The following is a 23,519-nucleotide window of genomic DNA, read 5'->3' as shown; positions in this document are numbered from 1 at the left end:
AGAAGGACGCCGCCCATGACCAGCCTTGCCGACATCCGTTCGCGCTACCTCGATTTCTTCCGCCGGAACGATCACGAGGTCGTCGCCGCCTCGCCGCTGGTGCCGCGCAACGATCCGACGCTGATGTTCACCAATTCGGGCATGGTGCAGTTCAAGAACCTCTTCACCGGCGTCGAGACGCGGCCCTACATCCGCGCCACCACCGCGCAGAAATGCGTCCGCGCCGGCGGCAAGCACAATGACCTCGACAATGTCGGATACACGGCGCGGCACCTGACCTTCTTCGAGATGCTCGGCAATTTCTCTTTCGGCGACTATTTCAAGGAGGCCGCCATCCCCTATGCGTGGGAGATGGTGACCCGCGAGCTCGGCATCCCGAAGGAGAAGCTGCTCGTCACCGTCTACAAGGACGATGACGAGGCCGCCGATCTCTGGCGCAAGGTCGCGGGCCTGCCCGACGACCGCATCATCCGCATTGGCGACAAGGCCGACGGCTCCAGCGACAACTTCTGGATGATGGGCCCGACCGGCCCCTGCGGCCCGTCCTCCGAGATCTTCTACGACCACGGCGAGAAGTTCTGGGGCGGCCCGCCCGGCTCGCCGGAGGAAGACGGCGACCGTTTCATCGAGATCTGGAACCTCGTCTTCATGCAGTTCGAACAGTTCGAGGACGGCTCGCGCCGCAGCCTCGACGCCAAGTCGATCGACACCGGCATGGGGCTCGAGCGGATCTCGGCGCTGCTTCAGGGCACCAACAACGTTTTCGAGACCGACCTCTTCCGGGCGCTGATCGACGCCTCCGCCCATGCCTCGAACACCGATCTGTCGGAGCAGTTCCTCACCCATCACCGGGTGATCGCCGACCACCTGCGCTCGACCTCCTTCCTGATCGCCGAGGGCGTGCTGCCTTCCAACGAGGGGCGCGGCTACGTCCTCCGGCGGATCATGCGCCGCGCCATGCGCCATGCGCATCTGCTCGGTGCGCGCGATCCGCTCATGTACCGCCTTGTTCCGGCTCTGGAAAAGGAGATGGGCGCGCATTACCCCGAGCTGATCCAGGCCCGCGCTCTCATCACCGAGACGCTGAAGGCCGAGGAAGAGCGCTTCCGCCAGACGCTCGACCGGGGCCTGAAGCTCCTCGATGACGAGCTGGCCGGGCTGCCGGAGGGTGCCGAGCTGTCTGGCGCCTCCGCCTTCAAGCTCTACGACACCTACGGATTCCCGCTCGACCTCACGCAGGATGCGCTCCGCGAGAAGGGTCGCGGCGTCGATACCGCGGGCTTCACCGCCGCGATGGCGGAGCAGAAGGCCAAGGCCCGCGCCGCCTGGACGGGCACGGGCGAGGCGGCGGAGGAGGGCATCTGGTTCGACCTCGCCGACAAGCACGGGCCGACCGAGTTCCTCGGCTATGACACCGAAGAGGCGGAGGGCCAGATCCTCGCGCTCGTCGCCGAGGGCGGCGCCGCGGCCGACAGCGCCGAGGCCGGCACTGCCTTGCGCATCGTCCTCAACCAGACGCCCTTCTACGCCGAGAGCGGCGGCCAGGTCGGCGACGCCGGCATGCTGAAGACCGAGACGGGCGCCGCCCGCATCACCGATTGCCGCAAGACGGCCGGGGTCTTCGTGCATTTCGCCGAGGTCACCGAGGGGCGGATCGAGCGCGGGCAGGGGGCCGAACTCAAGGTCGATCACGCCCGCCGCGGCATGATCCGCGCCAACCACTCGGCGACCCACCTGCTCAACGAGGCGCTCCGCCAGGCGCTTGGCGATCACGTCGCGCAGCGCGGCTCGCTGAACGCGCCGGATCGGCTCCGCTTCGATTTCTCGCACAACAAGGCGTTGAGTGCCGACGAGATCGCGACCGTCGAGCGCGAGGTGAACGAGTACATCCGCCAGAACACCGCGGTCGAGACGCGGATCATGACCCCGGATGATGCCCGCGGCCTCGGCGCCCAGGCGCTTTTCGGCGAGAAATACGGCGACGAGGTCCGCGTCGTCTCCATGGGCCGCGCCGCGACGGGCAAGGGCCTGAGGGGCGACACCTATTCGATCGAGCTCTGCGGCGGCACGCATGTCGGCCGGACGGGCGACATCGGGCTCTTCGCGCTCCTCTCCGACAGCGCGTCGTCCTCCGGCGTCCGCCGGATCGAGGCGCTGACCGGCGCCGCGGCGATGGCGGAGCTCCGCCGGCGGGACGTGACGCTGGCCGAGATCGAGGCGGCGCTCAAGACCGGCGGCGCGGATGTCGCGGCCCGTGTGCGGGCACTGCTCGATGAGCGGAAGGCGCTCGCCAACGAGGTCGCGCAGCTCCGCCGCGAGCTGGCCACGGGCGGCGGCGGCGGTGGCGCCTCTGCCAAGGAAATCAACGGCGTGAAGCTCATTGCTCAGGTACTTTCCGGCGTCACCGGCAAGGACCTGCCGTCGATCATCGACGGGATGAAGGCGGAGCTCGGCTCCGGTGCCGTCCTCCTCATCGCCGATGCCGGCGGCAAGGCGGCGGTGGCCGCGGGCGTCACGGCGGACCTGACGGGCCGGATCTCGGCGGTGGACCTCCTAAAGGCCGCCGTCGCCGAGCTCGGCGGCAAGGGCGGCGGCGGACGGCCGGATATGGCGCAGGGCGGCGCGGCCAGCGCCGAGAACGCCCCGGCGGCCATCGCGGCGGTCGAAAGCCTGATCGGGGGGGCGGCATGAGCGCGCTCTGGATCGCCCATGTGAGGGTCACGGATGACGAGGCCTATGGCCGCTATGCCGCGCTGGCGACGGGGGCGATTGCCGCCTTCGGGGGCGAGTTCCTCGTCCGCGGCGGGGCCTATGAGCAGCTCGAGGGGCCGGACCGGCCGCGCAACGTCGTTGCGCGCTTCCCGAGCCTTCAGGCCGCGCATGATTGTTATCATTCAGAGGCTTACCAAGAGGCGCTCGCCCATGCGAAGGGCGCGGCCGAGCGCGAGCTGGTGATCGTCGAAGAGCCCTAGAGCCCGGCCAGAAAGGCGTCGACTCGGCTGAGGCAGAGTTCGGCCTCCGCCTCGCCGTAGTCGGTGAGCGCGCGGTCGAGAAAGTAGTGGCCGACGCCGTCGTAGCGGAAGATTTCCAGCTCGGCGTCGCCCTTGGTGGCAGCCCAGCTCGCGAAATAGTCTTCATCGTCAAAGGGATCAGGGCGGGCGATATGGGCCTGGACCTTGAGCCCACGCCGGAGGCCCGGCACGAATTCCGCCCCGCCGGCGAAGAAAACGGCGCCGCGGATGTCGGGCCGCTCGCTCCAGCTCTCGCCCACGAACATCGCGCCCAGCGACACGCCGGAGAGGACGGCCCCCTTGGGCGCGGCGAGGATCGCGGCGCGGGCGCGGGCGCCGACCGCATCGCCAATTTCCTTGCGGAGCGCGAAGCCCTCCTCGTAGCTCTCGGCGCTGGCGCCATCGTAGAGATCAGGGAGGGTCACGGAGTGGCCCGCGGCTTCCCAGCGGGCCTTCATGCCGAGTTCGACCGGCCGGAGGCCGAGTACGGAGTGCAGCAGGACGATATGGGCCACGTCGTTAACCTCATCTTCACCATATTGAGGGAACAATAGGTGAACATGAGGCGAGGTCAAGGAGGAGCCGATGCGGAACCAGTGAGTTCCTGGCTGTCAGAGGAGGCCGGTCGGCGACCGGCGGCTGGGGGCAGCCGCCGGCCCTGTGTCAGCTCGCCGCGCGGGCCTGGCGCTTGCGCTCGTGGGGGTCGAGGAAGCGCTTGCGGAGGCGCACGGCGTTCGGCGTCACCTCGACGAGCTCGTCGTCGTCGATATAGGCGATGGCCTGCTCGAGGCTCATCTTGACCGGCGGCGTCAGCCGCACGGCCTCGTCCGTCCCGGAGGCGCGGACGTTGGTGAGTTTCTTGCCCTTGAGCGGGTTCACCTCGAGGTCGTTGTCGCGCGCATGCTCGCCGATGATCATGCCCTCGTAGACCGGGTCCTGCGGGTCGATGAACATCTTGCCGCGCTCTTCGAGGTTCCAAAGGGCATAGGCGACGGCGGTGCCGTTCTCCATCGAAATCAGCACGCCTTGGCGCCGCCCCTGGATCGGGCCGCGATGGGCCGTCCAGCCATGGAAGATGCGGTTGAGCACGCCGGTACCGCGCGTATCGGTCAGGAACTCGCCGTGATAGCCGATGAGCCCGCGCGAGGGCACATGCGCCACGATGCGGGTCTTGCCGGCGCCGGCGGGCTTCATCTCCACCAGATCGCCTTTGCGGTGGCCGGTGAGCTTTTCGACGACGACGCCGGTGAACTCGTCATCGACGTCGATTGTGACCTCCTCGACCGGCTCCATCTGCTGGCCGTTCTCGCTGCGAAAGATCACCTGCGGGCGGGAGATCGACAACTCGAACCCCTCGCGGCGCATGTTTTCGATGAGGACGCCCATCTGAAGCTCGCCCCGGCCGGAGACCTCGAAGGCTTCGCCGCCGGGCGTGTCGGCGATGCGGATCGCGACGTTGGATTCGGCTTCCTTCATCAGGCGGTCGCGGATGACGCGGCTCTGCACCTTCTTGCCGTCCCTGCCCGCGAGGGGCGAATCGTTGATGCCGAAAGTGACGGTGATCGTCGGCGGGTCGATGGGCTGCGCGGGGATGGCCGTTTCGACCTCCAGCGCGCAGATCGTGTCGGCGACGGTGGCCTTGGTCATGCCGGCGAGGGTGACGATGTCACCGGCGACGGCCTCGTCGATCGGCTGCTGACCGAGGCCGCGGAAGGCGAGGATCTTGCTGATCCGGAACTGCTCGATCTTGTCGCCCTTGCGCGAGAGCGCCTTGACCGTCTCGCCCGCCTTTAGCCGCCCGGATTCGACGCGGCCCGTCAGGATCCGGCCCATGAACGGGTCGGCCGAGAGCGTCGTTGCCAGCATGGAGAAGGGCTCGGAATCATGCGCCTGCTGCTTCGGCGGCTCGACGTGATCGACGACGAGCTTGAAGAGCGCATCGAGGTTCTTGCGCGGCCCGTCGAGTTCCGCATCCGCCCAGCCGGAGCGGCCGGAGGCATAAAGATGCGGGAAATCAAGCTGTTCGTCCGTGGCGCCGAGATTGGCGAAGAGGTCGAAGCACTCATCGAGCGCCCGGTCGGGCTCGGCATCGGGCTTGTCGACCTTGTTGAGGACGACGATGGGCTTCAGCCCCAGCGCCAGCGCCTTCGAGGTCACGAACTTGGTCTGCGGCATCGGCCCTTCGGCGGCGTCCACCAGCAGCACCACGCCGTCGACCATGGAGAGGATCCGCTCCACCTCGCCGCCGAAATCGGCGTGGCCGGGGGTGTCGACGATGTTGATCCGCGTGCCGTGCCATTCGACCGAGGTACATTTGGCGAGGATGGTGATCCCCCGCTCGCGCTCGATGTCGTTGGAATCCATGGCACGTTCGGTCGTGGCCTGGTTCTCGCGATAGGTGCCGGATTGCTTGAGCAGCTCGTCGACAAGGGTCGTCTTGCCGTGGTCGACGTGCGCGATGATCGCGATATTGCGAAGGTCCATGTCTCTGCCTCGAAGGGGGGGTTGCGCGCCCTTACCGTGCAATTGCAGCAAAGGCCAGTGCCTTGCGCGCAGGGCAGGGTTGCGGCGCGGCCTTAATGGGTCGTGGTCTTCGAGAAGACATGGATGACGATGATCCCCGCGAGGATCAGCGCCAGCCCGATCACCGCCGGCAGGTCGAGCCGCTGGCGGAAGACCAGAAAGCCGATGAGCGCGATGAAGACGATGCCGAGCCCCGACCAGATGGCATAGACGATGCCGACCGGCATGACCTTCAGCGCCATCGCCATCAGGTAGAACGACACGGCATAGGCCACGACGACCACGACCGACGGCCAGAGCCGGCTGAACTGCTGCGAGGCTTGCAGCGCCGTGGTGCCGATGGTCTCCGCCATGATGGCGAACACGAGATAGACGTAATGCATGGGGCGCGTCCTCAGGTCGCGATGTAGCGGTCGCGGCGGTGGTTCAGGCCGATGACGACATTGACGATGCCAGCGCCGATCAGGGATTGCACGACCAGAAGCGGCGGCAGGAAGAGGAAGGCGACAGCGAAGAGCAGGGCGTCGAAGCCGAGCTGCACCCAGCCGGCGCGCCAGCCGAAGGAATCCTGCAGGTAGAGCGCCATGACGCCGATGCCGCCGAGCGAGCCGCCGTGGCGGAAGAGGATCAGAAGGCCGGTGCCGGTCATCACCCCGAAGACGAGGATGCCGATGGCGGGGTGCAGCGTCTCGAAGGCGACGCGCGGGTCCATGAGCATGGAGAGGCCCGAGAGGAGCGCGACGGAGGCGAAGGTCTTCAGCGTGAAGCGCAGCCCCATGCGGCGATAGCCGAACCAGTAGAAGGGCAGGTTCACCACGAAGAACACGAGCCCGAAGGACGCGCCAGTGAGGTAGCTGAGCAGCACCGCCAGCCCCGCCGTCTGCCCGGTGATGAGCCCGAGCGTCGTCAGGATCTGCAGCGAGAAGGCGCATAGCGTGGTGCCGCTGACCAGCCCCAGCGCATCCTCCAGCGGGCTGTGGCGGGGCGGGGTCGCGGTGTCTGTCATGGATCCTACTCGGCGATGTAGCGGTCGCGCCGGTGATTGAAGGCGATCACGCCATTGAGGATCACCGCGCCAAAGAGCGAGTATCCCACAACGCGGGGCTCGAAAAGGAAAAGGGCGGCGGCGAAGATCAGCACGTCGGCGGCGAGCTGCACATAGCCGGCGCGGAGGCCGAAGCGGTCCTGCGCAAGGAGCGCGACGACGCCGAGCCCGCCGAGCGAGCCCTTGTGGCGGAAGACGCCAAGCAGGCCGAAGCCGGTGAGCACGCCGAAGCAGAGCGTCCCGAAGATCGGGTTCAGCGTCTCGAAAGCCATCCAGCGGGGAATGAGGTCGACGAGGACAGAGAGGATCGTGACGCAGCCGAGCGATTTGAGCGTGAACTCGGGGCCGAGGCGCCGCCAGGCGAGCAGGTAGAACGGCAGATTCACCAGCCAGAAGACGATGCCGAAGGACCAGCCGCCGAGATAGGCGATGATGAGCGCGAGCCCCGCCGTCTGCCCGGTGAGGAAGCCGAGGCTGGTCAGGAAGCTGAGCCCCAGTGCCGCTGCGATGAGCCCGATGGAGAGGCCCTGCAGATCCTCCAGCGGCGTGTGGCTCTGCCGGTATTCATCGGGAAGGGGCATCGGCGCGGGCATGGGGGAAAGGCTAGGCCCGGCCCCCGGCCCGGTCAATCTGGCCCCATGCAAAACGGCGGCCCCTCGGAGGAGCCGCCGCCTGCCTGTTCAATCCGTAGGCCGGACCGCCGTAGGCCGGGCTTCAGCCCGGCCCCACCGGCCCCACCGGCCCCCGCTTACCCCGCGAGCGCCTTGTTCAGGTTCTCGTCGAGCTTCTCGAGGAAGCCCATCGTGGTCAGCCACTTCTGGTCGGGCCCGACGAGGAGCGCGAGGTCCTTCGTCATGTGCCCCGACTCCACCGTGTCGACGATCACCTTCTCCAGCGTGGTGGCGAAGGTCATGAGCGGCTCGTTGCCGTCGAGCTTGGCGCGGTGCTTGAGCCCGCCCGTCCAGGCGTAGATCGAGGCGATGGAGTTGGTCGAGGTCTGCTCGCCCTTCTCGTGCTGGCGGAAGTGGCGGGTGACGGTGCCGTGCGCGGCCTCCGATTCCACGATCTTGCCGTCGGGCGTCATCAGGACGGAGGTCATGAGCCCCAGCGAGCCGAAGCCCTGGGCCACCGTGTCGGACTGCACGTCGCCATCGTAATTCTTGCAGGCCCAGACATAGCCGCCCGACCATTTCAGCGCCGAGGCCACCATGTCGTCGATCAGCCGGTGTTCGTACCAGATCTTCTTGGCCTCGAACTTCTCCTTGAATTCCGCCTCGTAGACCTCCTGGAAGATGTCCTTGAAGCGGCCGTCATAGGCTTTCATGATCGTGTTCTTGGTCGACAGATAGACCGGCCAGCCGAGGTTGAGCCCGTAGTTCATCGAGGCGCGGGCGAAGTCGTAGATGCTCTCGTCGAGGTTATACATCGCCATGGTGACGCCGGAGGAGGGCGCGTCGAACACCTCCTTCTCGATCACCTCGCCATCGGCGCCCTCGAACTTGATCGTCAGCTTGCCCGGCCCGGGGAAGCGGAAGTCGGTGGCGCGGTACTGATCGCCGAAGGCGTGGCGGCCGACGACGATGGGCTTGGTCCAGCCGGGGACGAGCCGCGGCACGTTCTTGCAGATGATCGGCTGGCGGAAGATCACGCCGCCGAGGATGTTGCGGATCGTGCCGTTGGGGCTGCGATACATGCGCTTGAGGCCGAATTCTTCCATCCGCGCCTCGTCCGGCGTGATGGTGGCGCATTTCACGCCGACACCGACTTCCTTGATCTTCTCGGCGGCATCCACGGTGATCTGGTCGTCCGTGCGGTCGCGCTCCTCGATGCCGAGGTCGTAGTAGAGAAGGTCGATGTCGAGATAGGGCAGGATCAGCTTCTGCTTGATGAAGTCCCAGATGATGCGGGTCATCTCGTCGCCGTCGAGCTCGACGACCGGGTTTTCAACCTTGATCTTCGTCATGGATCCATCTCCGGATGAGTTGCGGGTTGCCGCGGCTCATAGCCCAATCCCCGTCATGGGGGAAGGGAGTATGCCATTGTATACATCGCTCCGGCGATACGCTGCCTTTCATCTGGCCGGAAATACCTCGGGGGTGCGGGGGCAGGGCCCCCGCTGGCCGGCGCACTGGCGCCGGCCACCCCCTTCCTGCCCCGAGACACCCGGGATCGAACCTTTCCGCTCCGCTTGCGTTGATGCCACGGAGGTTCCGCGCATGACATATACAGACAGACAGGTCCGTCCCACACCCAGTGACCACGCCACCGTCGACCACGCGGCGGAGCTGGCGCGGCTGGAGAAGGTGGCGCGGCTTCTCGATGCGCGCTGGCGCATCTTCGGTGTGCCCTTCGGGCTCGATTCCCTCATCGGTCTCGTGCCGGGCGTCGGCGATACGGTCGTGCTGGCGCCCTCGGCCTGGATGATCTGGCGGGCGCGGGAGCTCGGGCTGCCGCGGCACCAGATCGCGAAGATGATGATAAACACCGGCGTGGATTACGTCGTGGGTCTCGTGCCCGTCCTGGGCGACCTCTTCGACCTCGGCTTCAAGGCCAACCTGCGCAATGCCGCGATCCTGCGCGCGCATCTGACGAAGACCGCCCCAGACGCCTGACGGCCAGGGCGGTCAGGCCCGTTCGCCGAACCAGGCGTCGATGCGGGGCAGGAGCGCCGCCCAGAGCGCCGGGGCACCCCGGCGCACCTTGGATCCGACCCGCGTCTCCAGCTTCTCGCGGCTGACCGCGAAGGAGATCCAGGTGCCGCCGCCAGCCTCGAGATTGGCCATGACCGGCTGCACGCGGTCGATGCTCTTGGCATAGCGCGCATCCGCCGTCTCGGCGGCCTCGAACTCGTCCCAGAGCGCGCGGAGCGCGGCGCCGCCGGGGAGCAGACCGAACAGTCTGTCTGCCGCGCGGCGCTCGGCCGCCTCCAGCGCCGCCACGTCGTGATCGCCGTGGATCGGCGCGTCGCCGGCGTCGATCTCCACCAGATCGTGCAGGATCAGCATCCGCAGCGCCCGGGCCGCATCGGCCGGGCGCTCGGCATGTTCGGGCAGAAGATGCGCATAGAGCGCCAGATGCCAGGAATGCTCGGCGGAATTCTCGCGGCGGGAGCCGTCGAAGATCGTGGTGCCGCGGAGCACGGTCTTCAGCCGGTCCGCCTCGGCGAGGAAGCGCAGCCGGGCGCCGAGCGGCTCGGGCGGGCGCGGGGCGGCGCCCTCGATCAGGCCCACCGCATGGGCGTGGAACGCCGGCCAGAGGTCGGCAAGCGCGGCGCTGCGGCCGAGCGTCAGGTTGGCGCGGGTGATGTCGCGGTCGGCTGCCGACATCTCTTCCTGCAAAAGCGTCTGCAGGATCGGCTGGGCGGCGTCGAGAATCCGCACGAAGCGCGCCTCGGGGCTCTGGCCTGCCTCGAACTCCTCCCAGAGGGCGTGGAGCCGGGTGCCCTGATCCTCCGGCAGAAGCCCGTAGAGTCGCCGCGCCGCCGCCCCCTCCTTCGCCGCCACCTCGGCGGGGTCGTGGCCCTCGTGGATCGGATGGTCGCCGGCGTCGATCTCCACCAGATCGTGGATCAGCGCCATGAGGAGCGCCCGGTCGAGGTCGCAGCCTCGCGGCGCCAGATCCTCGAAGATCAGCGCCCAGAGCGCGAGGTGCCAGGAATGCTCGGCGGTCGTCTCGCGGCGCGAGCCGTCCATCAGGAGGTTGGCGCGGGCGACGCTCTTCAGCCGGTCGGCCTCCACCAGGAAGGCGAGCTGGGCCTCGAGGCGGGCATTCGGCCCGGCGCTCATGCCTTCGGCTTGCCGCGCGCCTCGGCGATCCGCTCGGCCTCGGCCCGCAGCATCGCCTTGGCGCGCCGCTCGGCGAGGCGCATCCGCATCGCGGTCAGGAACGCCTCTTCCATCGTCTGGCTGGAGGAGCCGATCTCCTTCGCCACCTGATTGAAATACTGATCGTCGCCGAGCGCATCCATCACCTTGATGGTCTCGATGGCGAGCTTGTCGGCGATCTCTTCAAGGATGCTCATTGCGCCTCAGCGGGTGTTCTCCGTCAGCCGGCGGGCCACATATTCCTTCACCGAGCCGATCATGGTGTCCATGTGCGGATCCTCGAAGAAATGCCCGGCGCCTTCGATGGTTTCATGGGTGATCGTGATGCCCTTCTGCTCGTGCAGCTTCTTCACAAGGGCTTCGGTATCCGCGGGCGGCGCCACGCGGTCGGCCGAGCCGTTGATGACGAGGCCCGAGGAGGGGCAGGGGGCGAGGAACGAGAAGTCGTACATGTTCGCCTGCGGCGCGACGGAGATGAAGCCGGTGATCTCCGGCCGGCGCATCAGAAGCTGCATGCCGATCCAGGCGCCGAAGGAGAAACCGGCGACCCAGCAATGCTTGGAGTTGGAGTTCATCGACTGCAGGTAGTCGAGCGCCGAGGCGGCGTCGGAGAGCTCGCCGATGCCCTGATCGTATTCGCCCTGGCTCCGCCCCACGCCGCGGAAGTTGAAGCGCAGCACCGTGAAGCCCAGATCGTGGAAGGCATAATGCAGGTTGTAGACAACCCGGTTGTTCATCGTGCCGCCGAATTGCGGATGCGGATGCAGGATGATCGCGATGGGCGCGTCGGCCGCCCGCTGCGGGTGGTAGCGGCCTTCGAGCCGGCCCTCGGGGCCGGGGAAGATGACTTCGGGCATGTGCGTCCTCAAGACCGCCCGGGGTTTCTTGACGGAAACGCTCGGGCTCTTTAGAATAATTCTAAACCGGCGCCTTTCGGCCCGGCCAAGCTGCAAGGGAGGTAATGGCCCCCCGGCGCGGCGTCAATGCAATAGGGCCCGCGCCCGGGCTTGGAGCGAGAGGAGAGACGCCGATGAAGCTGTCGACAAAGGGTCGTTACGCGATGGTGGCGCTCTGCGATCTGGCGCTCCAGCCGGAGGGCAAGCTGATGAGCCTCACCGAGCTCTCCCGCCGCCAGGATCTGTCATTGCCCTATCTGGAGCAGCTCTTCGTGCGCCTGCGCCGCGCCGATCTGGTCGACAGCGTGCGCGGCCCCGGCGGCGGCTACCGCCTGTCGCGCCCGGCGGAGGAGATCACCATCGCCGATGTGCTGGCGGCAGTCGACGAGACGGTCAGCGCCATGCACAAGGGCGCCGGCGCCTCGGGCGGCGCCTCGGGCAGCCGGGCGCAGAGCCTGACCAACCGCCTGTGGGAATCGCTCGCGGCGCATGTCTATGTTTTCCTCCACCAGACGCGCCTGTCGGACGTGACCCGCAACGGCCTCGCCCCCTGCCGCGCTGTGCCGGCGCTCTTCGAGGTCGTCGAGGAAACGCTCGGCCCGATTGCCGGCGAGGGGTCGGAGGACCACATCGTGGGGCGCGACCCCGTGAGCCCGGCCTGAGCCCGGAAGAGGACCCGATGCGCCATTATCTCGATCACGCGGCAACGACGCCGCTGCGCCCCGAGGCGAGGGCCGCCATGGCGGCGGCGATGGATGTCGCCGGCAACCCTTCCTCCGTCCATGCCGAGGGGCGGGCGGCGAAGGGGCTGGTCGAGAAGGCCCGCGCCCAGCTCGCCGAGGCGGTGGGCTGCGAGGCAGATGACATCATCTTCACCTCCGGCGCGACGGAGGCGCTCGGGCTCGGCCTCGCCGGCCGGGCCTTGCACTGCGCGCCGGTCGAGCACGAGGCGGCGCTCGCCTGGTGCACCCCCGATCTGGAGGTGAGCCGCGAGGGCAGGGTGGCGGTAACCGACCCGGCCACCTCGGCGCTGCAGCTCGCCAATTCCGAGACGGGGATCCTGCAGGATCTGCCCGAGGGGCTGGCGCTCAGCGACATCACCCAGGGCTTCGGCAAGCTGCCCTTCGCCTTCGGCTGGTCCGGCATCTCCATGGCCGTCCTCTCCGCCCACAAGTTCGGGGGGCCGAAGGGCGTGGGCGCGCTGATCGTCAAGCCGGGCCAGGAGGTCGCCGCCCGCGCGCTCGGCGGCGGGCAGGAGATGTCGCGCCGGGCCGGCACCGAGAACATCATCGGCATCGCCGGGCTCGGCGCCGCGGCCGCCGCCGCGCAGGCCGATCTGGCCGCCGGGGTCTGGGAAGAGGTTGCGGCCCGCCGCGCTCTTCTTGAAGAGGCACTGGAAGAGGCCGCCCCGGGGGTCCATATCGTGGGGAGAGGGCAGGCGCGCCTGCCGAACGTCACGAATGTCATTTCCCCCGGCTGGAAGGGCGAGACTCAGGTGATGGTCATGGACCTCGCCGGTTTCGCCGTCTCGGCGGGCTCGGCCTGCTCCTCCGGCAAGGTGCGGCGGAGCCGGGTGCTCGAGGCGATGGGCTACGGCGAGGACGCGGCGTGCTCGATGCGCATCTCGCTGGGGCCCGACACAACAGAGGAATCCGTGCTGGCCTTCGCCCGCACATTTGGAGAAAAGCGGCGCCGGGCCATCGGCCCCCGCTCCGAGACGAGGATAGACGCATGACCGAGGTCGTCACCACAAGAGAGGCCGTCGAGCAGGAGACGGTGGATGCCGTCGCCAAGCTCGCCGGCACCTACAAGTTCGGCTGGAACACCGAGATCGAGACGGAATACGCTCCGAAGGGCGTGAACGAGGATATCGTCCGCCTGATCTCGGCGAAGAACAACGAACCGGAGTGGATGACCGAGTGGCGCCTGAAGGCCTTCGAGCGCTGGCAGCACCAGAGCCTGCCCACCTGGGCCATGCTCGATCTGCCCGACATCGACTTTCAGGAGCAGTATTACTTCGCCCGCCCCAAGAGCATGGAAACCAAGCCGAAATCGCTCGATGAGGTCGACCCCAAGCTCCTTGCCACCTACGAGAAGCTCGGCATCCCCCTGAAGGAGCAGGCGCTCCTCGCCGGCGTCGAGCCGGCCGAAGGCGACCGCCGCGTGGCCGTCGATGCCGTCTTCGACAGCGTCTCCCTGGGCACCACCTTCAAGGACGAGCTCGCCAAGGCCGGCGTGATCTTCTGCTCGATCTCGGAAGCCATCGTCGAGCATCCCGAGCTGGTGCGTAAGTACCTGGGCAGCGTCGTGCCCGTCTCGGACAACTTCTACGCGACGCTCAACTCGGCGGTCTTCTCCGACGGCTCCTTCGTCTACGTGCCGCCGGGCGTGCGCTGCCCGATGGAGCTCTCGACCTATTTCCGCATCAATGCCGAGAACACCGGCCAGTTCGAGCGGACGCTGATCATCGCCGACAAGGGCTCCTACGTCAGCTATCTGGAAGGCTGCACGGCGCCCAAGCGCGACACGGCGCAGCTTCACGCCGCGGTGGTGGAGATCGTCATCGAGGAAGACGCCGAGGTGAAGTATTCCACCGTGCAGAACTGGTATCCCGGCGACGAGGACGGCAAGGGCGGCATCTACAACTTCGTCACCAAGCGCGCCGATTGCCGGGGCGACCGGGCGAAGATCATGTGGACGCAGGTCGAGACCGGCTCCGCGATCACGTGGAAATACCCCTCCTGCATCCTGCGCGGTGACGACAGCCAGGGTGAGTTCTACTCCATCGCCATCGCCAACAACGCCCAGCAGGCCGATACCGGCACGAAGATGCAGCACCTCGGCAAGAACACGAAGAGCCGCATCGTCAGCAAGGGGATCAGCGCCGGCCGGGCGCAGAACACCTATCGGGGGCTCGTCTCGATGCATCCCAAGGCCACGAACAGCCGGAATTACACCCAGTGTGACTCGCTGCTGATCGGCTCCGGCTGCGGGGCGCATACGGTGCCCTACATCGAGGTGAAGAACAATTCCTCCCGGGTGGAGCACGAGGCGACGACCTCCAAGGTCGATGACGACCAGCTCTTCTACTGCCGCTCGCGCGGCATGGACGAGGAAGAGGCGGTGGCGCTCGTCGTCAACGGTTTCTGCAAGGACGTGCTGCAGGCCCTGCCGATGGAATTCGCAATGGAGGCCCAGCAGCTCGTGGCGATCTCGCTCGAAGGCTCCGTGGGTTGAGCTTTTTCTGATTTCAGCGAGGAGAGTTGAGTGATGGTTGCATTGGCTGGTGCGCCCAAGATTTCGATGCCGGACCAGGAGGAAGCCTGGCTGCGGGAGGAATATGCCCGCGCCGAGGTGATCCTAGAATACGGCTCCGGCGGGTCGACGGCGCTCGCGCAGTCGCTGGGCAAGCGCGTCTTCTCCGTCGAGAGCGATGCCGAATGGCTGAAGAGCCTCAGCGAGGCGCTGGCCGGCGACGGGCCGATGGACAAGCTGCACCTGCACCATGCCGATATCGGCCCGACGGGCGACTGGGGGATGCCGCTGCCGAAGCCGCCCTTCACGCGGTTTCCCGACTACCCGCTGTCGGTCTGGGAACGCCCCGATTTCGTGCAGCCTGACCTCGCGCTGATCGACGGGCGCTTCCGCCCCGCCTGCCTGCTGGCCTGCCTCTTTCTGACGAAGGCGCCGATGCGGGTGCTCTTCGACGATTACACCGACCGCCCGATCTACAAGGTCGTGGAGGACTTCGTGAAGCCTGCCGAGACGCGCGGCCGCATGGCCCGCTTCGAGATCTCGCCGCAGACGATCAATCCCGGCGACCTGCGGCGCATCGCGTCGCTGATGGTCACGCCGAAATGAGATGATGAGGACGATATGCTGAACATCAAGGGCCTGACGGTCGATCTTGAAGAAGAAGACAAGCAGATCCTGAAGGGTGTCGATCTCGAGGTCGGCGCCGGCGAGGTGCATGCGATCATGGGGCCGAACGGCTCCGGCAAGTCGACACTGTCCTACGTGCTCTCGGGCCGCGAGGGCTACGAAGTGACCGGCGGCACGGCGACGCTCGAGGGCGAGGACCTGCTCGCGATGGAGCCCGAGGAGCGCGCGGCGGCCGGGCTGTTCCTGGCGTTCCAGTATCCGGTGGAGATCCCGGGCGTCGGCAACATGACGTTCCTCCGCACCGCGCTCAACGCGCAGCGCAAGGCCAAGGGCGAGGAGGAGGTCAGCGCGGCGGACTTCCTCAAGCTCGTGCGCGAGCGGGCCAAGACGCTCAACATCGACGCCGAGATGCTGAAGCGGCCCGTCAATGTCGGCTTCTCGGGCGGTGAGAAGAAGCGCAACGAAATCCTGCAGATGGCCGTCCTCGAGCCGAAGATGTGCATCCTCGACGAGACCGATTCCGGCCTCGATGTCGATGCGATGAAGCTCGTCTCCGAAGGGGTGAACGCCCTGCGCTCCGAGGGCCGCAGCTTCCTCGTCATCACCCACTACCAGCGGCTTTTGAACCACATCACACCCGATGTCGTGCACATCATGGCCGATGGCCGGATAATCAAGACGGGCGGGCCCGAACTGGCGCTCGAGGTCGAGGAGAACGGCTACGCCAACATCCTCGGGGAGCTGGCCTGATGGCGCTGCCGAAGCCCAAGCAGGATGTGACCGACGCGCGGCTGGCGACGCTCACGCTGCCCCAGGGCGCGCTCTGGGCCCGCGAGGCGCGGGCCGAGGCGCTCGGGCGGCTGACGGCCATGGGCCTTCCGCATGGCCGCGACGAATACTGGCGCTTCACCCGGCCGGACAGCCTCAACGCCCCCGAGGCGGCGCCCGCGGCGCTGTTCGACGGCGCCGAGGATGACATCTTTGCCGCCCGCGAGACGCTGCACATCGTCTTCACCGATGGCGTGTTCGATGCCGCGGCCTCGAGCGCGCTCGAGGGCACCGGGCTTGAGATCGCCCGGCTCTCCGCCGCCATGGACGCTGATATCCACTGGGCCCGCGAGTTTTACGGCAAGCTGGAGGCGCGCGGCCAGAGCCCCGTCGCCCGGCCCTTTGCGGCGCTAAACTCCGCCATCGCGACCGATGGCGTCGTCATCCGCGTCACCGGCACCGCAGACCGGCCCGTCCACATCACCTATCGCCGCGAGAGCGAGACGGCGGATGTGGCGCTGCACCATGTGATCCGGCTGGAGGAGGGCGCCGAGCTGACGCTGCTCGAGAATGGCCCCGCCGCCGCGCGGCTGAACGCTGTGATGGAGGTCGATGTCGCCAAGGGCGCGAAGTTCCACCACGTGCGCACCCAGGGCCGCGAGCACGGGCGCCGTGCGGCGACGCATGTCTTCGCCGCGCTCGGGGAAGGCAGCCTTTTCAAGAGCTTCACGCTCACCGCCAATGGCGCCATGACCCGCAACGAGGCGGTGCTCTGGCTCGATGGCAATGACGGCGTGGCTCATGTCGCCGGCGCCTCGCTCGGCGACGGCAAGGACTTCCACGACGACGACACGGTCTTCATCACCCATGACGCGCTCGGCTGCGAAAGCCGGCAGGTCTTCAAGAAGGTGCTGCGGAACGGCGCCACCGGCGTCTTCCAGGGCAAGATCCTCGTGAAGCCCGGCGCGCAGAAGACCGATGGCTACCAGATCTCGCAGTCGCTCCTTCTCGACGGCGACAGCCAGTTCCTCGCGAAGCCCGAGCTCGAGATCTATGCCGATGACGTCGTTTGCAGCCACGGCTCCACCTCCGGCGCCATCGACGAGACGGCGCTCTACTACCTCCGCTCGCGCGGCATACCGAAGGAGCGGGCGACGGACCTTCTGACGCTCTCCTTCCTCGCCGAGGCGCTGGAGGAGATCGAGGACGAGGGGCTCGCCGACGAGATCCGCGACCGGCTCGAGGGCTGGCTGGCCCGCCGGCGCGGCTGAGATGGCGGTCTCGACGGATATCCTGGCGAGCTGGTGGTCGCCGCGTGCGGTGATGCGCCGCCTCACGGCCGCCGGACGGCGGGAAGACCGGTCGCTGGTCTTCCTCATGGCCGGCTGCTTCGTGATCTTCGTGGCGCAATGGCCGCGGCTGGCGCGGGTGGCCGAGGCGACGGGCACCGAGCTCGCGCAGCTCATGGCCTATGAATTCCTCGCCTGGATGTTCGTCTGGCCGCTGGCGCTCTATCTGCTGACGGGGCTGGCCGCGGGGCTCCTGCGCCTCCTCCGCTCCGGCATAGAGGGCTGGCAGCTCCGCCTGTCGCTCTTCTGGGCGCTGCTCGCCGCGACACCCGGCGCGCTCCTTTACGGGCTGATGGCCGGCTTCGTCGGCCCCGCGCCCGGCACGCATCTGGTGGGCGCGCTCTGGATCGCCGGCTTCGCCTTCATCTTCGTCGCGGGTCTGCGCGAAGCGGCCGGGGCACCGTCGTGAGCCTGCCCTCCGGCGGCTCCGGTCCCGCAGGCGGGGCGGGCCTCGCGCGGCTCATTGGTGAGAGCTTCCGCGACCCGGCCGGCGTCGCGCGAGAGCTTCTGGACATGCGCCTGACGCGGCAGGTCCTCTGGCCGGGCATCGCGCTCGTCGCCATCCTCAATGCCCTCGTCGCCGGCATTCCGGCGGGGGGCACCATCCAGCCGATCGCCGAAGGCATGGTGGCGCTCAGCCCCATCACCTTCGCCTTCATCGTCGGCGCCGCGCTGGTGATCTTCGTCTTCGCGCTGCACTACGGCGGCCGCGCCATCGGGGGCGAGGGCGATTTCACCGGCGCACTCACCACCGTTCTCTGGACGGAGGTGATGAGCGTCGTCCTCGGCCTCGGTCAGCTCGTCCTCGCGCTGGTCATCCCGCCTGTCCTGATCTTCACCGCCATCGCCGCGATCATCCTGCAGTTCTGGATCATGCTGCATTTCATCAATGAAACCCACAGGTTCGGCTCCTTGATGAAGAGCTTCATGCTGATCGTCGGCCTCGGCTTCGCCATCCTGATCGGCGGGACGGTGGTGATCTCCGCCATATCCATCCTTCTGGGAGCGCCGCTGTGAGCTTCGACATCGCCCGCGTCCGCGCCGATTTTCCGATCCTGTCGCGAGAGGTCAACGGCCACCCGCTGACCTATCTCGACAATGGCGCCAGCGCCCAGAAGCCGCGCGTCGTGATCGACGCGATGACCCGCCTCTACGAGCAGGATTATTCCAACGTTCACAGGGGCCTGCACACGCTGTCGAACATCTCGACGGAGAAATACGAGGGCACCCGCGGCATCATCGCCCGCTTCCTCGGCGCGCCCGACGAGGACGAGATCGTCTTCACCACCGGCACCACCCACGGCATTAACATGGTCGCCTCCTCCTGGGCCGCGCCGCGGCTGGAGGCGGGGGACGAGATCGTCCTCTCGATCATGGAGCACCATGCCAATATCGTGCCCTGGCACTTCCTGCGCGAACGGCAGGGCGTGGTGCTGAAATGGGTGGAGACGGATGCGACCGGAGCCCTCGACCCCGAAGCGGTGCTGGCCGCCTGCGGCCCCCGGACGAAGCTCATCGCGGTCACGCATCTGAGCAATGTCACCGGCACGGTTGTGGATGTCGCCGCCATCTCGGCCGGCGCCCGCGAGAAGGGCATTCCGGTGCTCGTCGACGGCTCGCAATCGGCCGTCCACATGCCGGTCAATGTGGCCGAGATCGGCTGCGATTTCTACGCGATGACCGGCCACAAGACCTACGGGCCCTCCGGCTCCGGCGCCATCTGGATCCGCCGCGACCGGATGGACGAGATGTGCCCCTACATGGGCGGCGGCGACATGATCCGCGAGGTCTCCCGCGATGCCGTCAGCTACAACGACCCGCCGATGAAGTTCGAGGCCGGCACGCCCGGCATCGCCGCGACCATCGGGCTCGGCGTGGCGCTGGAGTACATAATGGGCCTCGGCATGGAGAACATCGCCGCCCATGAGCGGCGCCTGCGCGATTATGCCCAGGAGCGGCTCGCGGGGCTCAACTGGCTGCAGGTGCAGGGCCAGACGCCCGGCAAGGCCGCGATCTTCTCGTTCACGATGGAGGGCGCGCATGCGCATGACCTCTCCACCGTGCTCGACAAGCGCGGCATCGCGGTACGGGCGGGGACGCATTGCGCCATGCCGTTCCTCGACCACCTCGGCGTCTCGGCGACGGCCCGCGCCTCCTTCGCGATGTACAACACCGAGGAGGAGGTCGACCGGCTGATCTCGGCCCTCGAGCTCTGCCACGACCTCTTCGCCTGACCGGCGCTTTGCCCGTTGCAGGGCAGGGAGGATGCCCCTATAGAGGCGCGCGCGGCACCCGTAGCTCAGCTGGATAGAGCGCTGCCCTCCGAAGGCAGAGGCCAGAGGTTCGAATCCTCTCGGGTGCGCCATTTCCCCATCGCCAGACCCAGGCTCGCCGTCTCAGCCGATCTCGTCGGTCCAGACCTCGAAGCCCTTAAGCTCGCTCGCCCCGAAGGTCTGCGTCAGCGGCACGTCGGCGGCGTCGCGGCCGCGGGCGATGAGGATCCGGCCGATGCGCGGCGTGTTGTTGCGCGGGTCGAAGACGTGCCAGCCGCCGTCGAGATAGACCTCCATCCAGGCGGCGAAATCGCCCGGCGGATGCGGCGGGGGGGTGCCGACGTCTCCCAGGTAGCCGGTGCAATAGCGGGCCGGGATGTTGAGGCAGCGGCAGAAGGTGACGGCGAGGTGCGCGAAGTCGCGGCAGACGCCGCGGGCCTCATGGAAGGCGCCGGCGGCCGTCCGCGTGGCGCTGGCCTCGAGATAGTCGAAGCGGATGTGCCCGTGCACGAAATCGCAGATCGCCTGCACCCTGTCCCATCCGCCCTCGATCTGGCCGAAGCGCTGCCAGGCTTCTTCCTGCAGGACATCGGTCTCGCAATAGCGGCTGCCGAGGAGGAAGGTCAGCATCTCGTCGGGCAGGCTCTCGACCATCAGTTGCCGCGCGCGCGGGGCCTGCGGATCGGGCTGGCCATTGTCGCGGATCACCGCGTCGCTGGTGATCTCGAACCGCCCGGCGGGGGCGACGAAGCGGGTGCACCAGTTGCCGAAGCCGTCATGATAGCCGCGCAGCCAGACGGCCGGCGCCGCCCTGAGGCCGTCGGGGCTTTCGAGATCGCCCGAGCGGGAGGAATGGATGTTCAGCAGGGTGATCATCGGGGTGGGCTGGGGCAGCTGGAATTCGATCCGGAAACCGACGCGCAGACGCATCAAGGTCCTCCTCATGGCGATGGAGCAGGGTCCCCGTTGGGGGCCGGGAAGGGCAGGGACTGGCGGGCCGTCAGGAGGGCGCGTTCTTGGGCTTGCCCTCCGCCTCCGCCAGCTCCTCCTTCTTGCGCATGCTGTAGATCGAGCGGAAGCGGCGGTAGCCGGAATTGCGGCCGGGCACCGGCGGTCTTTCGAGGAATTCCTTGAGGTCGAACGGCTTCTTCGGGGTCGAATAACCCATGTCGGGCTCCTTCTGAGGGCGGGATAAGGCGGGGATCAGGCAGCCGCGCCGGCCATGGGGGCGCGGGAGGCATCGCGGAACGAGAGGAGCCGGCGGCGATCCTCATCCCAAAGGTGAAGGCGCGCGCAGCGGAAGCTCTCAAGCAGCGTCAGCCGCTGCGCCTGGTCGAGCGCGGGGTGATCGCGCAGCACTTCGGGCAGGCGATAGAAGGGGATCCGTGCATGCAGGTGGTGCACATGGTGCACGCCGATATTGGCGGTGAACCAGCGCAGCACCGGCGGCAGGACGAGATGCGAGCTGCCGTGCAGCGCCGCCTCGTGCAGGGTCCACTCCGGCTTCCTGTCCCATTCTGTCTTCTCGAACTGGTGCTGGACGTAGAAGAGCCACATGCCGATCGTGGAGCCGACGAGCGTCGTGGGCACGAAGGCATAGAGCGCCGGCGCCCCGGCCCGCCAGATCGCGATGGCGACGAGCACTGCGATGGCGAGATTGGTCAGCATGGCGCTCGTCCAGTACCGGGCCCCGGCGCACATCTGGCCCGCGGGAACGCGGTTCCGCACGAAGAAGAGAAAGGCCGGCACGAAGCCGAAGAGGAAGAGCGGGTGGCGGTAGGTGCGGTAGATCGCGCGGCGGAGCGGGGTGAGCTGCCGGTATTCTCCGACGGTCAACGTCGGGATATCGCCGAGGCCGCGCTCGTCGAGATCGCCCACCGATCCGTGGTGGATCGAATGCGAGCGGCGCCAGACGTCGAAAGGGGTCAGCGTGAAGACGCCGAGCACCCGCCCGAGCCAGGTGTTGAGCGAGCGCGAGCGGTAGAGCGCGCCGTGGCTGCAATCGTGCTGGATCAGGAAGAGCCGCACGAGGAAGGCGCCGTTCAGCGCCGCGATGGCGACGGCCAGCGCATGGCTGATCGACAACGCCCAGCAGGCGAGGGCGAGGAGGCCGAAGAAGGGGATGATGGTCAGCGCAACTTCCAGATTGCTGCGGCGCGGGGAGGGGTCGCGATAGCTCGCGAGAACGCGAATCCAGTCGCGTCCGGCCAAGTCGGGCGCAGAAACGTCGGGGGCAGCAACATTGGGGGAGGCCATGGCGGGGGCGGCCAGGTCGTGGGCGGCCTCTGTCTGACTTGATCGCATCGAAGGAAGGCTCCTGTCCGTATGACGGGTGAAGACGGGCGGCGCGGGTCGCCCTCCTGCGCCGCTATGGCGGGCGCCCAGAGGCGCCGGAAGGCCGCCACGAGCCGGGCCCGGGCATGCCGGGAGGCTCGTGCTTGCGCTGATCGTGAAGGCGAAAACGGACATGACCGCGGGCGTGGTCGCGGAGTTCCGGGCAATGGATAAGGCGGAGTTTTCCGCTCTCCCTCTTAGATAGGCTCTCGCGGGCGAAAAGCACCTCGAAATACGGGGTAAATGCCGGGAAAAGCGCGCCGGATCGCCAAGGATGTTGATTATAAACGGAAATATTTATTTCCTCCTCTTCGCCCTGCATTGTCCCCTTTTCCGGGTTCTTTAACGGATGGAATGAGCGTAGCGTGACAGGGCAACCCCGTTTCGACTTTCTGCTCCCCAATCGCAGTGGCCCGTTTGCCGGCGCACGTGGTTCAGGCATCGATCCTGAGCTGCCGGGCTGCCGCATCTTGCGGGCGGCGGAGATGCGAAGGGATGTCACGATGGCCACCGGCACCGTGAAATGGTTCAACGCCACCAAGGGCTTCGGCTTCATCACGCCGGATACGGGCGACAAGGACGTCTTCGTCCATCGCTCCGCCCTGGAGCAGGCGGGCCTCTCGCAGCTCGACGAGGACCAGAAGGTCACCTTCGACGTCGAGGACGGCCGCGATGGCCGGCCGAACGCCACCAACCTGGCCCTGGCCTGACAGGCGGCGGCACTGGCTGCAGCACTAGCGCCTTTAAAAGCGCCGGCCGGGGCTGAGGCGCCGGCCATATCCCCCAATCATGAAAGGCAATCATGACGCGCTCAACGAAGAAGACCAAGGTCTGGTCGCCCCTGTCGCCCTTCGAACGGACCGACCGCGAAGCACGCCGGCTCATCGAGATGGAGACCGACGCCCGCGCCGAAAAGACCGCCCGCCTTCGGGCGGCGCGGCTTGAGAGCGAGGCGGGCGGGCCCGATCGGAAGCGGCCGGCGGAGTAGGGGGCGGAGCAGGGCGGCCGACGAGGGGCAATCGTCAGGCTGGAGCGGCTCGTCTGACGCCTAAGGGCGCCATCGGGCGTCTCACTCCGCCGCGTTCGCCTTCAGCCGGTCGAGGAACTGCACGAGCGTCTTCTCTTCCGCCTCTTCGAACCCCCTGAAGAACTTGGCGAAGAGCACGTAGCCCGCGTGCTCCATCGGCTCGAGCAGCTCGCGGCCCTTCGCCGTCAGATAGACGGTGCGCACCCGGCTGTCGTTCGGATCGGAGCGCCGCTCGATCAGCCCGAGCGCCTCCATCTTGGAGATCTGCCGCCCCGCGGCGGCCCGCCCGGTGCCGAGCATGGCGGCAATGCTGGTCTGCGAGGCGCCTTCGTTCTCGCCCACATGCATCAGCGTCCACCACCGCGCCCGCGTGAGCCCGTGCTCCGCGACGTAGTCGTCATAGACGACCGAGATCAGGCGCGAGACCTCGTGGATCGCATAAAGGGCACTGCTCTGCCGCGCGATGCGCGCAGCTTTGCCCTTCGCGGTCTGAGCATCGGAATGATCGTCATCCATGGCGCGGCCTGATTGTTTCGGGCCCCTTTACCTCGTCCCCCCGGGAAGGGCCACAGGGCCCGGCTCCTTGA

27 protein-coding genes and 1 tRNA gene are annotated in these 23,519 nt (G+C 67.5%); 15 read left to right on the top strand and 13 right to left on the bottom strand.

Translation table 11 applies throughout. From position 1 onward, the window contains the following. Positions 1-15 precede the first annotated feature (15 nt). Positions 16-2,691, top strand: coding sequence for an alanine--tRNA ligase (alaS, locus tag ACAZ03_RS09400; protein WP_373353005.1), 2,676 nt, complete (start codon positions 16-18; stop codon positions 2,689-2,691). After that, positions 2,688-2,972 (top strand): DUF1330 domain-containing protein, encoded by a 285-nt coding sequence (locus ACAZ03_RS09395; protein ID WP_373353003.1) that lies wholly within the window; start codon positions 2,688-2,690, stop codon positions 2,970-2,972. Before alaS ends, ACAZ03_RS09395 begins: the two co-directional genes overlap by 4 nt. Here the strand turns inward: ACAZ03_RS09395 and ACAZ03_RS09390 are convergent. The 6 genes from ACAZ03_RS09390 to ACAZ03_RS09365 all read right to left on the bottom strand — a co-directional run bounded on the left by ACAZ03_RS09390 (position 2,969) and on the right by ACAZ03_RS09365 (position 8,542). Continuing rightward, on the bottom strand, positions 2,969-3,526 hold the full coding sequence (locus tag ACAZ03_RS09390) for a dienelactone hydrolase family protein (protein ID WP_373353002.1): 558 nt from the start codon (positions 3,524-3,526) through the stop codon (positions 2,969-2,971). The genes ACAZ03_RS09395 and ACAZ03_RS09390 overlap by 4 nt on opposite strands. Before the next feature lie 148 nt (positions 3,527-3,674). Continuing rightward, complete coding sequence (gene typA, locus ACAZ03_RS09385; RefSeq protein WP_373353000.1) at positions 3,675-5,495, bottom strand: translational GTPase TypA; 1,821 nt, start codon at positions 5,493-5,495, stop codon at positions 3,675-3,677. A gap of 92 nt (positions 5,496-5,587) precedes the next feature. After that, positions 5,588-5,917 carry an SMR family transporter gene (locus ACAZ03_RS09380; RefSeq protein WP_373352998.1) on the bottom strand — a complete coding sequence of 110 codons (330 nt, stop codon included), beginning with the start codon at positions 5,915-5,917 and terminating at the stop codon, positions 5,588-5,590. Positions 5,918-5,928: 11 nt separating this feature from the next. Beyond that, positions 5,929-6,540: a YitT family protein gene (locus ACAZ03_RS09375; RefSeq protein ID WP_373352996.1), complete on the bottom strand. Its 612-nt coding sequence runs from the start codon at positions 6,538-6,540 to the stop codon at positions 5,929-5,931. Positions 6,541-6,545: 5 nt separating this feature from the next. Continuing rightward, positions 6,546-7,172: a YitT family protein gene (locus ACAZ03_RS09370; protein WP_373352995.1), complete on the bottom strand. Its 627-nt coding sequence runs from the start codon at positions 7,170-7,172 to the stop codon at positions 6,546-6,548. Between the two features lie 155 nt (positions 7,173-7,327). Further along, a complete protein-coding gene (locus tag ACAZ03_RS09365; RefSeq protein WP_373352993.1) occupies positions 7,328-8,542 on the bottom strand; it encodes an NADP-dependent isocitrate dehydrogenase in 1,215 nt (404 codons plus the stop codon). 253 nt (positions 8,543-8,795) lie between these two features. Between ACAZ03_RS09365 and ACAZ03_RS09360 the strand changes: the two genes are divergently transcribed. After that, the gene (locus ACAZ03_RS09360; RefSeq protein ID WP_373352991.1) at positions 8,796-9,191 is read left to right on the top strand and encodes a DUF4112 domain-containing protein; all 396 of its coding nucleotides are present in this window, start codon (positions 8,796-8,798) and stop codon (positions 9,189-9,191) included. A gap of 12 nt (positions 9,192-9,203) precedes the next feature. Here ACAZ03_RS09360 and ACAZ03_RS09355 read toward each other — a convergent pair whose 3' ends face one another. From ACAZ03_RS09355 to ACAZ03_RS09345, 3 genes are read right to left on the bottom strand one after another with little or no spacing between them, the layout of a single operon-like run. Next, positions 9,204-10,364, bottom strand: a complete 1,161-nt coding sequence (locus ACAZ03_RS09355; RefSeq protein ID WP_373352989.1) for an HD domain-containing protein — start codon at positions 10,362-10,364, stop codon at positions 9,204-9,206. Beyond that, on the bottom strand, positions 10,361-10,600 hold the full coding sequence (locus ACAZ03_RS09350) for a hypothetical protein (protein ID WP_373352987.1): 240 nt from the start codon (positions 10,598-10,600) through the stop codon (positions 10,361-10,363). Before ACAZ03_RS09350 ends, ACAZ03_RS09355 begins: the two co-directional genes overlap by 4 nt. A gap of 6 nt (positions 10,601-10,606) precedes the next feature. Then, a complete protein-coding gene (locus ACAZ03_RS09345) occupies positions 10,607-11,260 on the bottom strand; it encodes an alpha/beta hydrolase (RefSeq protein ID WP_373352985.1) in 654 nt (217 codons plus the stop codon). Positions 11,261-11,433: 173 nt separating this feature from the next. On the opposite strand from ACAZ03_RS09345, the gene ACAZ03_RS09340 reads away from it, so the two are divergent. The 10 genes from ACAZ03_RS09340 (at position 11,434) to ACAZ03_RS09295 (ending at position 19,663) form a co-directional block, all read left to right on the top strand. Further along, a complete protein-coding gene (locus ACAZ03_RS09340; protein WP_373352983.1) occupies positions 11,434-11,961 on the top strand; it encodes an Rrf2 family transcriptional regulator in 528 nt (175 codons plus the stop codon). A gap of 17 nt (positions 11,962-11,978) precedes the next feature. After that, entirely contained in the window at positions 11,979-13,034 is a 1,056-nt protein-coding gene (locus ACAZ03_RS09335) for a cysteine desulfurase family protein (RefSeq protein WP_373352981.1), read from the top strand. After that, positions 13,031-14,536 (top strand): Fe-S cluster assembly protein SufB, encoded by a 1,506-nt coding sequence (gene sufB / locus ACAZ03_RS09330; protein ID WP_373352980.1) that lies wholly within the window; start codon positions 13,031-13,033, stop codon positions 14,534-14,536. The genes ACAZ03_RS09335 and sufB overlap by 4 nt, the downstream gene beginning before the upstream one ends. Before the next feature lie 33 nt (positions 14,537-14,569). Beyond that, positions 14,570-15,160, top strand: a complete 591-nt coding sequence (locus ACAZ03_RS09325) for a hypothetical protein (protein ID WP_373352978.1) — start codon at positions 14,570-14,572, stop codon at positions 15,158-15,160. 15 nt (positions 15,161-15,175) lie between these two features. Continuing rightward, entirely contained in the window at positions 15,176-15,931 is a 756-nt protein-coding gene (gene sufC / locus ACAZ03_RS09320; RefSeq protein WP_373352977.1) for a Fe-S cluster assembly ATPase SufC, read from the top strand. Then, complete coding sequence (locus ACAZ03_RS09315) at positions 15,931-17,220, top strand: SufD family Fe-S cluster assembly protein (RefSeq protein WP_373352975.1); 1,290 nt, start codon at positions 15,931-15,933, stop codon at positions 17,218-17,220. The genes sufC and ACAZ03_RS09315 overlap by 1 nt, the downstream gene beginning before the upstream one ends. A gap of 1 nt (position 17,221) precedes the next feature. Beyond that, positions 17,222-17,707: a hypothetical protein gene (locus ACAZ03_RS09310; RefSeq protein ID WP_373352973.1), complete on the top strand. Its 486-nt coding sequence runs from the start codon at positions 17,222-17,224 to the stop codon at positions 17,705-17,707. After that, entirely contained in the window at positions 17,704-18,315 is a 612-nt protein-coding gene (locus ACAZ03_RS09305) for a Yip1 family protein (RefSeq protein WP_373352972.1), read from the top strand. Before ACAZ03_RS09310 ends, ACAZ03_RS09305 begins: the two co-directional genes overlap by 4 nt. After that, on the top strand, positions 18,312-19,532 hold the full coding sequence (locus tag ACAZ03_RS09300) for a cysteine desulfurase (protein ID WP_373352970.1): 1,221 nt from the start codon (positions 18,312-18,314) through the stop codon (positions 19,530-19,532). Before ACAZ03_RS09305 ends, ACAZ03_RS09300 begins: the two co-directional genes overlap by 4 nt. A gap of 54 nt (positions 19,533-19,586) precedes the next feature. Further along, positions 19,587-19,663, top strand: a tRNA-Arg gene (locus ACAZ03_RS09295). Positions 19,664-19,694: 31 nt separating this feature from the next. Here ACAZ03_RS09295 and ACAZ03_RS09290 read toward each other — a convergent pair. The 3 genes from ACAZ03_RS09290 to ACAZ03_RS09280 form a co-directional block, all read right to left on the bottom strand. After that, positions 19,695-20,501: a transglutaminase family protein gene (locus ACAZ03_RS09290; protein WP_373352969.1), complete on the bottom strand. Its 807-nt coding sequence runs from the start codon at positions 20,499-20,501 to the stop codon at positions 19,695-19,697. 70 nt (positions 20,502-20,571) lie between these two features. Further along, entirely contained in the window at positions 20,572-20,739 is a 168-nt protein-coding gene (locus ACAZ03_RS09285; RefSeq protein ID WP_373352967.1) for a hypothetical protein, read from the bottom strand. Positions 20,740-20,774: 35 nt separating this feature from the next. Continuing rightward, positions 20,775-21,782 (bottom strand): fatty acid desaturase, encoded by a 1,008-nt coding sequence (locus tag ACAZ03_RS09280; protein ID WP_373352965.1) that lies wholly within the window; start codon positions 21,780-21,782, stop codon positions 20,775-20,777. Positions 21,783-22,408: 626 nt separating this feature from the next. Between ACAZ03_RS09280 and ACAZ03_RS09275 the strand changes: the two genes are divergently transcribed. Together ACAZ03_RS09275 and ACAZ03_RS09270 are read left to right on the top strand one after the other, a co-directional pair. Next, a complete protein-coding gene (locus ACAZ03_RS09275; RefSeq protein WP_373352963.1) occupies positions 22,409-22,615 on the top strand; it encodes a cold-shock protein in 207 nt (68 codons plus the stop codon). A gap of 92 nt (positions 22,616-22,707) precedes the next feature. Then, on the top strand, positions 22,708-22,893 hold the full coding sequence (locus ACAZ03_RS09270) for a hypothetical protein (protein WP_373352962.1): 186 nt from the start codon (positions 22,708-22,710) through the stop codon (positions 22,891-22,893). A gap of 81 nt (positions 22,894-22,974) precedes the next feature. Here ACAZ03_RS09270 and ACAZ03_RS09265 read toward each other — a convergent pair whose 3' ends face one another. Continuing rightward, positions 22,975-23,448, bottom strand: a complete 474-nt coding sequence (locus ACAZ03_RS09265; protein WP_373352960.1) for a MarR family winged helix-turn-helix transcriptional regulator — start codon at positions 23,446-23,448, stop codon at positions 22,975-22,977. Between the last annotated feature and the right edge of the window lie 71 nt (positions 23,449-23,519).

It is taken from the genome of Pseudoroseicyclus sp. CXY001 (assembly GCF_041714655.1).
Lineage (GTDB): Bacteria > Pseudomonadota > Alphaproteobacteria > Rhodobacterales > Rhodobacteraceae > Pseudoroseicyclus_A.
This window is presented reverse-complemented; position numbering and strand designations above follow the sequence as displayed.

Coding starts and splice junctions, on each gene's coding strand:
- ACAZ03_RS09375 (WP_373352996.1), bottom strand. CDS start 6,540: ATGACAGACACCGCGACCCCGCCCCGCCACAGCCCGCTGGAGGATGCG.
- ACAZ03_RS09350 (WP_373352987.1), bottom strand. CDS start 10,600: ATGAGCATCCTTGAAGAGATCGCCGACAAGCTCGCCATCGAGACCATC.
- ACAZ03_RS09370 (WP_373352995.1), bottom strand. CDS start 7,172: ATGCCCGCGCCGATGCCCCTTCCCGATGAATACCGGCAGAGCCACACG.
- ACAZ03_RS09275 (WP_373352963.1), top strand. CDS start 22,409: ATGGCCACCGGCACCGTGAAATGGTTCAACGCCACCAAGGGCTTCGGC.
- sufB (WP_373352980.1), top strand. CDS start 13,031: ATGACCGAGGTCGTCACCACAAGAGAGGCCGTCGAGCAGGAGACGGTG.
- sufC (WP_373352977.1), top strand. CDS start 15,176: ATGCTGAACATCAAGGGCCTGACGGTCGATCTTGAAGAAGAAGACAAG.
- ACAZ03_RS09335 (WP_373352981.1), top strand. CDS start 11,979: ATGCGCCATTATCTCGATCACGCGGCAACGACGCCGCTGCGCCCCGAG.
- ACAZ03_RS09265 (WP_373352960.1), bottom strand. CDS start 23,448: ATGGATGACGATCATTCCGATGCTCAGACCGCGAAGGGCAAAGCTGCG.
- ACAZ03_RS09315 (WP_373352975.1), top strand. CDS start 15,931: ATGGCGCTGCCGAAGCCCAAGCAGGATGTGACCGACGCGCGGCTGGCG.
- ACAZ03_RS09290 (WP_373352969.1), bottom strand. CDS start 20,501: ATGCGTCTGCGCGTCGGTTTCCGGATCGAATTCCAGCTGCCCCAGCCC.
- ACAZ03_RS09270 (WP_373352962.1), top strand. CDS start 22,708: ATGACGCGCTCAACGAAGAAGACCAAGGTCTGGTCGCCCCTGTCGCCC.
- ACAZ03_RS09365 (WP_373352993.1), bottom strand. CDS start 8,542: ATGACGAAGATCAAGGTTGAAAACCCGGTCGTCGAGCTCGACGGCGAC.
- alaS (WP_373353005.1), top strand. CDS start 16: ATGACCAGCCTTGCCGACATCCGTTCGCGCTACCTCGATTTCTTCCGC.
- ACAZ03_RS09325 (WP_373352978.1), top strand. CDS start 14,570: ATGGTTGCATTGGCTGGTGCGCCCAAGATTTCGATGCCGGACCAGGAG.
- typA (WP_373353000.1), bottom strand. CDS start 5,495: ATGGACCTTCGCAATATCGCGATCATCGCGCACGTCGACCACGGCAAG.
- ACAZ03_RS09310 (WP_373352973.1), top strand. CDS start 17,222: ATGGCGGTCTCGACGGATATCCTGGCGAGCTGGTGGTCGCCGCGTGCG.
- ACAZ03_RS09380 (WP_373352998.1), bottom strand. CDS start 5,917: ATGCATTACGTCTATCTCGTGTTCGCCATCATGGCGGAGACCATCGGC.
- ACAZ03_RS09340 (WP_373352983.1), top strand. CDS start 11,434: ATGAAGCTGTCGACAAAGGGTCGTTACGCGATGGTGGCGCTCTGCGAT.
- ACAZ03_RS09360 (WP_373352991.1), top strand. CDS start 8,796: ATGACATATACAGACAGACAGGTCCGTCCCACACCCAGTGACCACGCC.
- ACAZ03_RS09355 (WP_373352989.1), bottom strand. CDS start 10,364: ATGAGCGCCGGGCCGAATGCCCGCCTCGAGGCCCAGCTCGCCTTCCTG.
- ACAZ03_RS09345 (WP_373352985.1), bottom strand. CDS start 11,260: ATGCCCGAAGTCATCTTCCCCGGCCCCGAGGGCCGGCTCGAAGGCCGC.
- ACAZ03_RS09285 (WP_373352967.1), bottom strand. CDS start 20,739: ATGGGTTATTCGACCCCGAAGAAGCCGTTCGACCTCAAGGAATTCCTC.
- ACAZ03_RS09395 (WP_373353003.1), top strand. CDS start 2,688: ATGAGCGCGCTCTGGATCGCCCATGTGAGGGTCACGGATGACGAGGCC.